Source organism: Pseudomonas sp. PK-RTE-24, assembly GCF_054052265.1.
This window is the reverse complement of the sequence record NZ_CM133224.1, coordinates 4,115,232-4,129,096: the sequence shown is the minus strand read 5'-3', so window position 1 is coordinate 4,129,096 and position 13,865 is coordinate 4,115,232. Positions and strand designations below refer to the sequence as shown.

Here is a 13,865-nt window from a genome sequence, read left to right as displayed (position 1 = left end):
CTGGACGGGACACTCAGGTCACATTCACCTTCCATGAATGAGCATCTGCAAAAGCGACTGCCAGCACTGCCGACAATGCCTTTACGGGTGCTCATCCGTTGCGCAGCTTAATGGGTGCGACAATGTGTCTGCTTGCGGTGCTGCGACATATTCGGTCATTGGCACGTAAATGCAGGGTTTGGCCTGCATCAACACTAGCAGGCGTGAGCTGAAATGCAGGCTCGATACCCCGGTTTCACGGGACTTTCGTGCCAGGACAATCCTTGGGAACGTTACATATCCGGAAACGAAAACGCCCAAGGCCCTGTTATCGACCCTGAGCGTGGCATCCGGTTCAGCGCTGGCGGTTGACGCGGATCAGTCCGGCAGTTCCTCAAAGGCTCTGAATTTGCTCACCGTGGCGCAGTCGTAGCACATCGTCTGCAGGATCTGCTTGTCCATGCTGGCGTCAATGTTGCTCGAATCGCATTCGCGGCAGAACAGGCGCAGGTTGCCCAGCAAGTCGCTGTCGAACGCTACGGCGCTGAAGAATTGCGGAACCAGTTCGTCGCGCCAGTACATGCCCGGCGACTTTGAGAATCCGGCGCCGCTGTCCTTCAGCACTACGTCGTAAAGCAGTCGCTGCAAGGCTGTCTGCGGCACCCGCGCATCACGATGGCCGTTCTTGCGCCAGTTACGGACGAGCGCGTCCTGCGCCGTGCCCAGCATGTTGCGCGGAATGGTGTTGGAGGCGTGACTGCGCCCTTTGGAATTGCCGGTGGCATAAAAGTGCGCGGCGTTTCGTACCGCCAAGCGGGCGAAGTAATACAACTGACTCACCGAGAAGTCCTGCAACAACTGCCCGACCACCTCATCGGCACGGGCTTCGGCCGTGAAGGCGAAGTCCACCTCACTGGCCAGCACACGAATGTATTGAATGGACGCTTCGCGGGCGAGACTGAAGACCAGCGAATAGATTTCGCTCTTCCAGGCAGCCTTTACGCTGCCCGACAATTCCTGATACAGCGCCAGATACAGATTCTCTCGGTTACTGCGCGCCGCGCCATCCAGCGTGACGTTGGGCAGCCAGCGCACGGCGCTGTACTCGCGAATACTGCAACCCTCGCTGCGATCGAAGGCGTTGATATCGGATTCGGTGGAAACCGCCAGCACCCCGGCTTCGTGCAGGTCTTTGAGCAACTCTTCCCGCGCCTCGAAGGTCAGGGCGAGCAGCTCCTCTCGGGATGGCGCGTTCAACGGCGCAATCCATTCAACGTTTGCGCCGTAGCCATCATCGAGCAAGGCAAGCAACGTCAACTTCTGCACAAAGCCCAGATTGGCGTAAGGCACTGCAGGGAGTTGCGCGCCATATCTGGCCTGCAACTCCAGACGGTCCCGCGCTGCCCGGGCGGCCAGTTGCTGCTGGCGAACCTTGAAACATTCTGTGCAGTTGCACGCTGCGTGGCGGCCATTGGCGCCGGGGACACTGTGCTGGTGCTCACAGCGGACGCATTTGAATGCACTGCGCAACGAAAGCGGAGTTCCCCTGGCGTAGCGGCGCATCCACATCGGCAGTTCACAGTAAGGACAGGTGAGGTCTGTGCTGACGATCGGTGGCAGAACTTTTAGCAGACTGCGCACCGTGGAAGGAATCTGGAATTGCGCCATCAGCTGCGAAGTTTTCTCACCTTCCAGATAGCGCTTGTAGATCTCCTCGATCTGTTCGTCAGACAGGTGGCGAATTTCTTCGGCGCGTTCGAAATATTGAGTCATGGCAAAGGTCCTTTTTCGGGGTTTTGGTAACGCACTCCGTTGCGCAAGAGCGGCGAAACTAACGGCAAAACGGTGGCGATCACAAGCGAAAAATCGCAATTTCGGGTGGATTTTGCGCATCCGGTAATTGCCTTACGCTGGCGTCGGATTTTCCCTTCTCGCTACTCGGAACCGGGCGACGGAAATGTCCTGCTTTGCGACTTTTTGCCGATGCAGGCAGCGCGAACGAGCAGAGACTGGCAAAATCGCGCCTTCGAACAGATTCACCGCCGCCACTGCCCAGGATTTCACCCATGCAAATGACCACCGCCCTACTGATCGTCAACCCGTGCGACGACGAAGAAGACAACATGGCCATGCTCTGCTGCCACAGCGACAAGGGTGAGATGTTCCTGATGAGTCGTTATCCGGATGAGGATGAGCTGGAGATCACCCTGGATGGCGAGCCTTCGACGCTTGACGGGGTGAAGGTCACGCTGACGTCGGAACTGCTGAAGATCGAGATTGCTGCGACGGATGCCGATGCGTTGAATGGGGATGATGTGCTGGAGATCAGTTTCAATCCGGATATGGTGGATATGGATGAGGTGGTTGAGACTTTGAAGAATATTCTCGATGGGACAGGAACTTTTGTAATTAATCTGGAATAACCAGTTCGGCTCGCATGACAAGATAAATGACGACGGCATTTGATCGCCTCTTATGCCATCGTCATTAATTGCACGCTGATTGACACCTCTACAAGTTCTAAACACCTGCAAACCATAATTCGCGCTAATTTTCCGCATAGAACGCCGCTGTGTTTAACAGCACGAAGTTCGATCCTACTACTCCTCAAGAAGTGCCCTACGCAATCATCGGAAGCCGTCTGATTGCGGGCCCACCCCTCCCTTGTTATTACTCGTTGCGCTTGCAAAAAAACATGCAAGCTCGGCGCACAAAAAAGTGCCGACAACGTGATATTCAATGGAGTCATATGTAATGGGTAGAAAACGTTCTGAAATAAACACCTTCGAGGATTTGCCTTATGGCTCGGGCCACTTTGAAGGTTTCCTGGCGACGGAACTGGACTTCTTCGCCTCACTGACCCGCTGACTCGGCCTCCCGATCAGCCAATCCTGAAAATGCCGAAAGTCGATCTTTCGGCATTCAAGCCTACGAGGCTCACCATGTCAGAGCGTGAGATTTCATCCAGCGAAGCGTTTGTCCGAATAAACAATGTTATCCAGACACTGGGTTTGAAAGCGCGAGTGCGCTATGTCGATGACGGTAATCTGGTCGCTACTGCCGAACTCTATAACGAATACGACACGCTGATTGAATCAGGCGCAGGCAAAGGTCCCGACGCGCTTGTAGGTGCACTTGCTGAAAGCCTTGAGCACTACGCGATGTTTCACGCCGAGCCGCCATTTTGCACAACGCTTGGTTGCAGTGACATCGCTTCGCAGAACGGGGTCGAGTCGGACGGCATTTTCACAAGTCTGCGAAAAAACATCGAGCCTCTACAGTGTCTGCAGCTTGCAGCACTCGACGGCTGCGCCGGGCTTTTTGTGCCATGCGCCCTGCTGTATCCGGTCAAAGATGAACGTAAAACAACGAGTCAACCGACGCGCTTTTTAAATCGCTACGCCTCTAACTCAGGAACTGCTTTCGGCTGCACGAAATCAGAAGCACTGCTGCACGGTACCCTGGAACTGATTGAGCGACACCTGTTGTCCCGGTTTTTCATGGCCGTCTGCAGACTGATACCTGCGATAGATCTCTACTCACCGTCGGCGCCCCTGCTTGCGCAAGCCCTGTTCAACAACTCATACGCGCTACGGGCTGCCGAAGCTTTGCAGATCATCATTATCAAAGACGAGTCAGAAGTTTATCTGGCGGTTGCATTCCCACGAACCGGCCCCGGCGACCGACATATATCCGCAATCGGCTCCGGCTGTTCTTTGGACATATTTATCGCCATCCAAAGAGCGGTAACGGAGCAATTCCAATCAAACGCCTTATACGACGCCAACGATGAAATCGCGGACCGAAAGGTACTTGATGTGCTTTGTCAATCCGAGAAACTGAAACAGCTGATAGACTTTGCACCCGTTAAAAACTTGAAACTCAATACCCTGGCGCCGCCAAAAAGCCTGCTTGCACTCTCTGTTCCTGAACAACTTGCCTTGCTCCGAAAAAACCTGAGCGGTATGAACAAAGTCCTATTTTTCAGAACAGTCATGGAGTACCCGGGGACCAACGTAGTTACCCAGACTTATATCCCGGGTCTCGACCGATTCAACATAATCAGAAATGGCCAACCCGTAGCTCCTCAGCACATTTTGCTCGGCACCAGGAGCACGCCAACGGCGTGATCCAAAACGACCACAGGCCCATACTCATGCAGACATTTATAAGAACAGCCTGCGAGAAACATCGACTCCTGCTGGTGATGACAATAGGCGCGACCATCACCCTGAAAATCCTGGCCCTGGCCCCTCCTTTGTTATTGGGCAAGATCGTCGATTCACTAAACGATGCCGATCACACAACGCTGCGTACGCTGCTTTTTTTCACCGCAGCTTTTACGCTGGCCGGTTGCATTCAGTCGATGACCACCCCCCTGCAAACGCTGCTGCTCTCAAAGCTCGTCCAGCGAATTGTCATGGATGCTTCCATCAATTGGATGGCGCGGTTGATGGGCAAGGATTTTTCCCAGTTTGGCACGTGGCGAGTAGGACACTTCATCAAGTCGGTCGAGCGCGGAATCACTGCCCACGAACAGTTGCTGATGTTCTTCGTCACTACGGGTTTTCCCCTGTGCCTGGAATTTCTTATTGTGGCCGGCGCATTCTGGTATATGGGCGGAGCCTGGGTTTTCTGCGCGCTAGCTGGGCTCGGTGGCTGTTATCTCTATGCAACTCACCGGATCATTCGATGGCGCAGAAAACACATCGATGCTGTTAATGACCAGGAGGATGAGCTGAGTGCAACCTTGGTCAATACTTTGAGGGCTGGTAAATCCATAAAACTGGAACGCGCCGAACGCACGGCCCTGCAACCCTTGAACCGAGCGTTTGAGCGCTACGCCAATGCTGCGGTGACCGTAGCAGGCTCGGGCGGACTGTTGAGCGCGGCGAAGATTTTGTTTATCAGCCTGTCCACCGGCGGTTTGTTGGCTTGGGGAGTCATGGATCAGACGTCCGGACAAGCAAGTATCAGCGTCGGTCAGTTGGTGGCCATTTCCTCTATTGCTGGTACGTTCCTGTTGAATGTATCGGCGCTGACCGAAGGCTATCGGGTGCTGGATCAATTTTCGGCTGATCAACGGCGACTCAAAGAATTACTTGCAACTGCTGACTTCGATAACGATCGCCGCAATGACTCTGATGCGTTGCATAACCTATCAACATTACGGCTCGAGCCCTGCGAGATCACCCATAACGGTGTTGCGCAGCTATCAATTGCCAGCCAGATCAGCTTCCGACAGGGCCAATCCGTTGCGATCATCGGGCCCAGCGGCGCTGGCAAATCGACGTTACTCGAAGCGCTGGCAGGACTGGATTTTTCGGTGCGGCCCCGGCTGTTCATCGACGAGCTGTGCATAGATCGCTTAAATGCTCGCGTTCATCTGGAAACGGTGCGTTACAGCCCCCAGTCTCCGCAGTTCCTGGAAGGAAGTTTTGAACAGTCCGTACTTTTCGGTGTTGAGCAGTCGAAAACATTGAACGAGGCAATTCAATGCCTCCAGCTTGATGAAATCATTGGCCGAGGTCACATCGCTGAAAACGCCACCAATATCTCCGGAGGTGAAGCGAAGCGGCTTTCGTTGCTGCGACTTCTGAATCGACCGGGCAAATTCAATCTGTTTGATGAGCCGAGTGCTTCGATTGAACCGAAACTCGCTACACCAGTGTGGGATTTGCTATTCAAGACATTCGCTGGACAGGGCCTTATATGTGTCACCCATGATGTTGAACATCTCCATCGTTTTGACCGCGTGCTCGTCATGCAGCAAGGCGCCATCGTTGATGAAGGCAAATGGTTCGAACTACTTGAGCGCCCCGCCATCAAGGTCATATTGCACAGCTTGCACACGCAGACCTGAATCGCAAAAACGTCCAGAAACGGCCCCACGCAGTGCAAACGAGGGCCGATACTGACAAATCGCGCAAATGCCGTTAGTCGCCGCCCCCCACGATGGATTAAAGTAACGCCCCCAGCCCCGGCGTTATCCGAACGCCCCGGCCACCCCCTTTCCAGGAACAGTCACCGATGGAACATCGTGAAGCGCTGCTGGCGCTGCGAACCTTTCTTTCAACGCAGATTCTCGGCCAGGAAAAACTCATCGAGCGCTTGCTCATCGCCCTGCTCGCCGACGGCCATATGCTGGTCGAGGGCGCTCCCGGTCTGGCCAAGACCAAAGCGATCAAAGAACTCGCCGAGGGCATCGAAGCCCAGTTCCATCGTATTCAGTTCACCCCCGACCTGCTGCCGGCCGACATCACCGGCACCGAAATCTACCGTCCGGAAACCGGCAGCTTCGTGTTCCAGCAAGGGCCGATCTTTCACAACCTTGTGCTGGCGGACGAAATCAACCGTGCGCCGGCCAAGGTGCAATCGGCTTTGCTCGAAGCGATGGCCGAGCGTCAGGTCAGCGTCGGGCGCAGCACCTATGAGCTGTCGCCGCTGTTTCTGGTAATGGCCACGCAGAACCCGATCGAACAGGAAGGCACCTATCCGCTGCCGGAAGCCCAGCTCGACCGTTTCCTCATGCACGTCAAGATCGGCTTCCCTGACGCCGCCGTCGAACGGCGCATCCTGCAACAGGCGCGCGGCGAGGCGTTGAACGGCGAGACCAAGCCCGAGCGTCGGGTCAGCCAGCAGGCGATCTTCGCCGCGCGCAAGGAAATCCTCGGTTTGTACATGGCCGACGCCGTGGAGGAATACCTGGTGCAACTGGTCATGGCCACGCGTAACCCGGCCAAGTTCGACCCGGAAATGGCCGAGTGGATCGCCTATGGCGCCAGTCCGCGCGGTTCGATTGCCCTCGATCGCTGCGCCCGCGCCCACGCTTGGCTGGCCGGTCGCGACTTCGTCAGCCCGGAAGACATTCAGGCCGTGCTGTTCGACGTGTTGCGCCACCGCATCATTCTGTCGTTCGAAGCCGAAGCCGCTGGCATTGATCAGGATCGCGTGGTGCAGCGGATTCTCGACGTCGTCGCCGTCGCTTGACCCCCATGAACGCCGCCCTGCCCTCCGAACCCGGTATCCGCATCAGCCTCGCCGAGCTGATCGAGATGCGTCACCGCGTGCGCGAGGTACAGCTGTTTTCCACGCCGAGTCAGCGCAGCCCGCTGATCGGCCTGCATCACTCGAAATTCCGTGGCCGTGGCGTCGACTTCGATCAGGTGCGGGTGTATCAGGCCGGTGACGACGTGCGCACCATCGACTGGCGCGTCACCGCGCGCACGCAGGAGCCGCATACCAAGCTGTTCCACGAAGAGCGCGAGCGACCGATTTTCATCATGGTCGAGCAAAGCACGCGGCTGTTTTTCGGCTCGGGGCTGATGTTCAAGTCGGTGCTGGCGGCGCAGGTCGCGGCGTTGATCGGCTGGGCCGCGCTGGGGCACAACGACCGCGTCGGCGGATTGGTGTTCGGCGACAACGAGCACTACGAAATCAAGCCTCGCCGGAGCAAGCAGAGCCTGCTGCAATTGCTCAACCGGCTGGTCAAGGTCAATCAATCGCTGCACAGCGAGCGCGAGCCGGATCGCGATGCCTTCGGCATGGCCCTGCGCCGCGCACGGGAAGTGCTGCGCCCGGGCAGTCTGGCCATCGTCATTTGCGACGAGCGCGCGTTGTCCGACAGCGCCGAGCAGCAGTTGAGTTTGCTGGCGCGGCATTGTGATTTGCTGATGTTGCCGCTGTCCGATCCACTCGATCACGCCCTGCCCGCCGCCGGCCTGCTGCGCTTCGCCGAACGTGGCGCGCAACTGGAGATCGACACGCTGAACTTCGACCTGCGCCAGACCTACCGCGCCCAGGCCGAAGCGCGCATCGCTCGCTGGGAGCTGCTCGCACAAAAGCTGCGGGTGTTGCTGATGCCGCTGAGCACGCAGAGCGAAATGGTCGAGCAGATGCGCGAGTTCCTGAACCCGCAGCGTCCGGGGAAAGGTCGATGAACGGCCTCGAACAACTGCAACCGCTGATCTCGCCGCCGCCGATCGCGTTCTGGCCGCCGGCGCCGGGCTGGTGGCTGCTGCTTCTGCTGTTGCCGCTGCTGGGTTTCGCCGTGTGGAAGCTACGGCGTTTCATTCCGATGAAGAAACGCCCGGTGGTGCGCGCCGAGCAGCCGCTGGATCCGGTGCGCATCGCCGCGCTCGCCGAACTGGCGCAAATGCCCAAACCCTACGACGGTGCACCCGCCGGCGCTTGGCTGCAACAACTCAACGGCCTGCTCAAACGCCTGTGCCGCAACCACTATCCGTACAGCCAGAGCCACACCCTCAACGGGCGCAAATGGCTGGCCTTCCTCGATAACCGCTGCCCGGCTGCCGGCCTGACGCGGTGGATGGTGCTGGTCGAAGGCGCGTACAAACCGGAATGCAAACTCGACGACAAAGCCATCGCCGGCCTGACCCAAGCGGTCGACACGTGGATTCGCAAACATGTTTGAGTTCGCCTGGCCGTGGATCTTCGTGCTGTTGCCGCTGCCGTGGCTGATGCGTCTGGTCCTGCCGGTGGCCGACAGCGGCGAGCCGGCATTGAAAGTCAGTTTCCTCGCCGACCTCGAAGGCCTCGCCCGCCGCCGCGCCCGCGCCAACTTGCCGGCGTGGCGGCAGCAGGCGCCGTTTATCTTGCTGTGGCTGATCTTGCTGATCGCCGCCGCGCGCCCGCAATGGCTTGGCGAGCCACTGCCGATTGCCGCCAGTGGCCGTGATCTGCTGGTGGCGGTGGACGTGTCCGGTTCGATGGATTTTCCCGACATGCAGTGGCAGGACGAAGAAGTCAGTCGCCTGTCGCTGGTGCAGCACTTGCTCGGCGATTTCCTCGAAAGCCGCGACGGCGATCGCGTCGGCCTGATCCTGTTCGGCAGCCAGGCCTACCTGCAAGCGCCGCTGACCTTCGATCGGCGCACCGTTCGCATCTGGCTCGACGAAGCGCGGATCGGTATCGCTGGCAAAAACACCGCGATCGGCGATGCCATCGGTCTGGCCCTGAAACGCCTGCGTCTGCGCCCGGCGCAAAGTCGCGTGCTGATTCTGGTCACCGACGGCGCCAACAACGGCGGCGAAATCAATCCGCTGACCGCCGCAAAACTGGCCGCCAGCGAAGGCGTCAGAATCTATCCGATCGGCATCGGCGCCAATCCCGAGGACAGCGGCTCGACCGGCCTGCTCGGGGTCAATCCGAGCCTCGATCTGGATGAGCCGGCACTCAAGGCCATCGCCGAAATCACCGGCGGCCAGTACTTCCGCGCCCATGACGGCAAAGAGCTGCAAGCGATCAAGGACACCCTCGATCAGCTCGAACCGGTGACTCAGCAACCGACTCAGGCACGCCCGGCGCAAGCCTTGTATCACTGGCCGCTGGCGTTGGCGCTGTGGTTGAGCCTGTTGCTGGTCGTCCGCGAACTGTGGCCGGACAATCCGCTGCAACGCCTGTTTACCAAACAACTGTATTTACAAAGTCCGCTGCCGGACTGGCGTGAGCGCTTGCAGCGTTTGCGCCTGCGGAGGCGCCGATGATCGCGCTCTGGCCGCACTGGTTCCGCCCTTGGTGGCTGTTGCTGTTGCCGCTGCTCGGCTGGCTGCTCTGGCAACTCTGGCACCGACAGAAACGCGCCGGTCGCTGGCAGATGATTCTGCCGCCGGCATTTCACGCTGCGCTGCTCAGTGGCGGCAGCGGTCGCCAGAGCAAACTGCCGTGGATCGCCCTAGGCGTGGCGTGGTTGCTGACCATTCTGGCCTTGCTCGGGCCGAGCTGGGAGCGCGTCGAACAGACCAGCCAGAAACCCGCTGACCCGCTGGTGGTGGTGCTCGAACTGACCCCGGAGATGCTCGCCACCGACTCGCCGCCGACGCGTCTGGAACAGGCGCGGCGCAAGCTGTTCGACCTGTTGCAGGCGCGCAGCGATGCGCAGACCGCCATCGTCGTTTATGCCGGCAGCGCGCACACGCTGGTGCCGCTGTCGGATGATCTGGCAACCAGTCGCAACCTGCTCGACGCGCTCAAGCCATCGCTGATGCCGGAAGCCGGCCACCGCGCCGATCTGGCCGTGGACAAGGCGCTGGCGTTGCTCAAGCAAGGTGCGCTGGGACAGGGACGGATTCTGTTGATCGGTTCGTCGCTCAATGAAGAGGAACGGCGCGGCATTCGCCGTGCGCTCAATGGCGAGTCCACGCAACTGCTGATGCTCGGCATCGGCACCGCTGAAGGTGCGCCGATTGCCCAGGAAGACGGCAGTTTCCTCAAGGACGAGCAAGGCGCGATCCGCGTGCCGCAACTCGACAGCCCTGGTCTCGCGACTTTCCTCAACAGCGTAGGCGGTGAGTATCACCCGGCGCGTCTTGACGAGGCTGATCTTGGCGCCCTTGGCCTGCTCAACGGCCCCCGCAGCCTGCGCGACGACGGCCAGACCGTGCGCCTCGATACGTGGGCCGATCAGGGCTATTGGCTGCTGTTGCCGCTGCTGTTGCTCGCCGCTTGTGCCGGGCGCCGTGGCTGGCTGTTCTGCCTGCCGCTGCTGTGGTGCCTGCCGCAACCGAGCTACGCTTTCGACTTCGAAGACTTGTGGTTGCGCCCCGACCAGCAAGGTTTGCACCTGCTCAAGCAGAAACGCCCGGCCGAAGCCGCGCAGCATTTCGATGATCATCAGTGGCAAGGGGTGGCGTTGTACGAGGCCGGCGACTACAGTGGCGCCGCTCAGCGCTTCGCCGAGGGCAGCGATGCCCGCGCCCACTACAATCGTGGCAACGCTTTGGCGAAAAGCGGCGAGCTGGAAGCGGCGATCGATGCCTACGAACAGGCGCTCGAGCTGCAACCGGATCTGCGTCCGGCGCAGACCAACAAGGCGCTGGTGGAAAACCTGCTGAAGCAGAAAAACGCCCCGCCGCCGCCCGAACCGGACAACCAGCCCAACGAACAAAGTCTGCCCGGCGATGAGCCATCGCCCACTACCGCGCCCCCTCCGGCGGTGAGCAGTGAAACCCAGAGCGAGGCGCAACCGGCCGAGTCGGCCAGCGAACCGCCGCCGACCGCCCCGCCGCTGCCCGGCCCCAATGAAATCCCCGGCAGCAACGAGGAAGAGGAAACCGACACGGTGCCGACCCTGCGCCCGAGCGAGAACAACCTCGAAGGCGAGCAGCGTCAGGCGCTCGAACAATGGCTGGGCAAGATCCCGGACGACCCGGGCGAACTGCTCAGGCGCAAATTCTGGTACGAACAGCAACAACATCAGGATCAGGAAAACAATCGATGACCCGCTTCACCGCTCTCTTGCTGCCCCTGCTGATCTGCACGGCCACCGCTCAGGCGGCCGAGCTGACCGCCAGCGTGGATCGCAGTCGCCTGAACTCCGGCGAGACGGTCGAGCTCACCCTCGAAACTGACGACGTCACCCAGTTCGGCAAGCCCGATCTGTCGGCGCTGGAAGCGTTGTTCGAAGTGCGCGGCACGCGCCAGGTCAACCAGCTCAACACCCTCAACGGCGACAACCGGGCGACCACACGCTGGATCATCACCCTGCTGCCGAAAGAAAATGGCAGCGTAGTGATTCCGCCGCTGCAACTGGGCGAAGCGCAGAGCCAGCCGATCACCGTGCAGGTGATCGCCAGCGACAACCGCGAAGACAACAACAGCCTCGATCCGGTGTTCATCGAAGCCAGCCTCGACCAGACCAGCGTCTACGTGCAGGCCCAGGCCATCCTGACTTTGCGCATTTATCACTCGGTTTCGCTGTACGACGACAGCAGCCTGAGCCCGCTGCAAATCGCCGATGCGCGCATCGAACAACTTGGCGACACACGCACCTACGAAAAAGACATCAACGGTCTGCGCCACGGCGTGATCGAGATGCGCTACGCGATCTATCCGCAACACAGCGGTCTGCTGACGATCGCCCCGCAGACGTTCAGCGCCACGCTGGTCGATACCGCACCATCAGCAGACGCCTCGGGGCCGAAGCCCGGCAAACTGATGCGCGTGAGCTCGGCGTCGATTCCGCTGACGGTCAAACCGAAACCGCTGACCTACCCGGTCGATGCACCATGGCTGCCGGCGCGCAACCTCAGCCTCAGCGAAAGCTGGAGCCCGGAACCGGATCACACTCAGGTCGGCGATTCCCTCACCCGCAGCCTGACCCTGAAAGTCGAAGGCCTCGCCAGCTCGCAACTCCCCGCCCTGCCCGCCACCGACGTCAACGGCCTGCGCCGCTACCCCGACCAACCGGTGCTGAGCAACCAGAGCAGCGACCGCGGGATCATCGGCAGCCGCGAAGAACGCGAAGCCCTGGTGCCAAGCCGCAGCGGCGCGATCGACCTGCCAACCGTCGACGTGGTCTGGTGGAACACCTTCGAAGACCACCTCGAACACAGCAGCCTGCCCGCGCGCACCCTGCAAGTGGCGAACAACCCCAGCCTGCAAATCGACACCCCGGCCGGCACCCTGCAACCGAGTACGCCCGACAACGACACTTTGTGGTGGTGGAAACTCAGCACCCTGATCCTCGGCTGCACCACCCTGCTCGGCTTCGGCCTCTGGTGGCGCGCCCGCTGGCAACCGGCAATCCACCGCGCCGCCCAGACCGGTCCGAGCCCACGCACCCTGCTCGACGACATCAAACGCGCCAGCCAAGCCAACGACCCCCACGCCACCCGCCAGGCACTGGACGCCTGGGCGCGACAGCAGCCGGAGACGCTGGCAGACATGGCCGCGCGGTTTGTGCCGTTGTCGGACGCGTTGGATGGGCTGAACGGCGCGCTGTACAGCGAGACCGGGCAGCATTGGCAGGGTGAGGATTTGTGGCGGGCGATTCGAACGATTCCAGCCGCCGAGCGCGTGCAGGACCCGGTGAGCGAGAGTGGATTGCCGCCGCTTTATCCGAAGTAAAAGCAAAAGATCGCAGCCTTCGGCAGCTCCTACAGATTGTGTGCAGGAGCTGCCGAAGGCTGCGATCTTTTGGTCTGAAAGTCTGGAATCAATATGCGAATTTTGTTTGGACTTGTTCGCCTTCGCGGTATGACATGACGAATGATTTCCATGGCTCCCCACGTCGCATTGCGTTGGCTTTTAGTTCTTTCGCCAGAAAATACACGTCTGAAATATCAAAATCGATCTCGGCATCCGTCACTTCAATGCCGTTCTTTTCGACTGTCAACTCGGCTTCCATAAACCCTTCTCCCATCTCGATCTCGTAACGAAAAGAGTCGTAGCCGTGGACGATGCCGCCATGAACGATTCGGAAAATGCTTTTAATGACTTCTAGATCTTCGATGAGCATGCCTGTCCGTTCAACGCCCCGTGGTTCAATAACCAAATTTCGTTCGCACTTCTTCACCATCGCGATACGAGAGCACGAAGGATTTCCATGGTTCGCCCCTTACAGCTGCATTTTCGTGCAGCTTCTCCACGAGCATGTAGATTTTTGAATTATTGAAATCCGTTTCGGCATCGCATCTCTCAACACCATCTTTCTCAACGGCTAGTTCAGCTTCCATATAGTTACCGCCCCATTCGACGCTGTAGCTAAAGGCGTCGCAGGCATGAACTATCCCGCCTTCGACTATCTGAAAGATCTCTTGGACGATCTTTATATCTTCAGTAATCACTTTGAAACCCCAGAGCGGATCGGAGGTGGCTTCTGCGCAGAACCACGCCAACTGGCGACGGCCTCCACTGAATGACCAATGGCTTCACTCGACTTAATCGATCCCATTGCATGAATAAATACTGAATTTAGACGTTCTTTAGCTGGCAGACGGGGTCCCAATCATCAGGCTTGAGTTGATTCGTGCTCCACCATTTCATGCCCTCAGAAACCCACTTGTCGCGCAGATCGGAATGAGCTGCTGTCGAATCATCATACCCAAACTCCGTCCCGCAGCATGGGCAAATATTGTACGAGGCAC

General features: G+C 59.1%; 13 protein-coding genes. 9 read left to right on the top strand and 4 right to left on the bottom strand.

Annotation, left to right across the window (positions count from 1 at the left end; genetic code table 11):
- Positions 1-357: 357 nt before the first annotated feature.
- Positions 358-1,752, bottom strand: coding sequence for a hypothetical protein (locus ACV8MC_RS18635; RefSeq protein ID WP_457262934.1), 1,395 nt, complete (start codon positions 1,750-1,752; stop codon positions 358-360).
- Positions 1,753-1,831: 79 nt separating this feature from the next.
- Complete coding sequence (locus ACV8MC_RS18630; RefSeq protein WP_252876435.1) at positions 1,832-2,047, bottom strand: hypothetical protein; 216 nt, start codon at positions 2,045-2,047, stop codon at positions 1,832-1,834.
- Here ACV8MC_RS18630 and ACV8MC_RS18625 point away from each other — a divergent pair.
- The 9 genes from ACV8MC_RS18625 to ACV8MC_RS18585 all read left to right on the top strand — a co-directional run bounded on the left by ACV8MC_RS18625 (position 2,046) and on the right by ACV8MC_RS18585 (position 12,846).
- A complete protein-coding gene (locus ACV8MC_RS18625; protein WP_252884341.1) occupies positions 2,046-2,402 on the top strand; it encodes a hypothetical protein in 357 nt (118 codons plus the stop codon). The genes ACV8MC_RS18630 and ACV8MC_RS18625 overlap by 2 nt on opposite strands.
- A 519-nt stretch (positions 2,403-2,921) precedes the next feature.
- A complete protein-coding gene (locus ACV8MC_RS18620) occupies positions 2,922-4,109 on the top strand; it encodes a YcaO-like family protein (protein WP_082530321.1) in 1,188 nt (395 codons plus the stop codon).
- A 26-nt stretch (positions 4,110-4,135) separates the two neighbouring features.
- Complete coding sequence (locus ACV8MC_RS18615; RefSeq protein ID WP_252878334.1) at positions 4,136-5,842, top strand: ATP-binding cassette domain-containing protein; 1,707 nt, start codon at positions 4,136-4,138, stop codon at positions 5,840-5,842.
- Positions 5,843-6,009: 167 nt separating this feature from the next.
- Positions 6,010-6,969, top strand: a complete 960-nt coding sequence (locus ACV8MC_RS18610) for an AAA family ATPase (protein ID WP_007913915.1) — start codon at positions 6,010-6,012, stop codon at positions 6,967-6,969.
- Positions 6,970-6,974: 5 nt separating this feature from the next.
- The gene (locus ACV8MC_RS18605; RefSeq protein WP_457262931.1) at positions 6,975-7,919 is read left to right on the top strand and encodes a DUF58 domain-containing protein; all 945 of its coding nucleotides are present in this window, start codon (positions 6,975-6,977) and stop codon (positions 7,917-7,919) included.
- Positions 7,916-8,413: a DUF4381 domain-containing protein gene (locus ACV8MC_RS18600; RefSeq protein WP_042606790.1), complete on the top strand. Its 498-nt coding sequence runs from the start codon at positions 7,916-7,918 to the stop codon at positions 8,411-8,413. Before ACV8MC_RS18605 ends, ACV8MC_RS18600 begins: the two co-directional genes overlap by 4 nt.
- A complete protein-coding gene (locus ACV8MC_RS18595; protein ID WP_252878335.1) occupies positions 8,406-9,485 on the top strand; it encodes a vWA domain-containing protein in 1,080 nt (359 codons plus the stop codon). The genes ACV8MC_RS18600 and ACV8MC_RS18595 overlap by 8 nt, the downstream gene beginning before the upstream one ends.
- Positions 9,482-11,218, top strand: a complete 1,737-nt coding sequence (locus tag ACV8MC_RS18590; protein WP_076562558.1) for a vWA domain-containing protein — start codon at positions 9,482-9,484, stop codon at positions 11,216-11,218. The genes ACV8MC_RS18595 and ACV8MC_RS18590 overlap by 4 nt, the downstream gene beginning before the upstream one ends.
- Entirely contained in the window at positions 11,215-12,846 is a 1,632-nt protein-coding gene (locus tag ACV8MC_RS18585) for a BatD family protein (protein WP_457262928.1), read from the top strand. The genes ACV8MC_RS18590 and ACV8MC_RS18585 overlap by 4 nt, the downstream gene beginning before the upstream one ends.
- Before the next feature lie 88 nt (positions 12,847-12,934).
- Here ACV8MC_RS18585 and ACV8MC_RS18580 read toward each other — a convergent pair whose 3' ends face one another.
- Together ACV8MC_RS18580 and ACV8MC_RS18575 are read right to left on the bottom strand one after the other, a co-directional pair.
- Positions 12,935-13,237 (bottom strand): hypothetical protein, encoded by a 303-nt coding sequence (locus tag ACV8MC_RS18580; protein WP_125918477.1) that lies wholly within the window; start codon positions 13,235-13,237, stop codon positions 12,935-12,937.
- Between the two features lie 25 nt (positions 13,238-13,262).
- Complete coding sequence (locus tag ACV8MC_RS18575) at positions 13,263-13,616, bottom strand: hypothetical protein (protein WP_457262925.1); 354 nt, start codon at positions 13,614-13,616, stop codon at positions 13,263-13,265.
- Positions 13,617-13,865 lie beyond the last annotated feature (249 nt).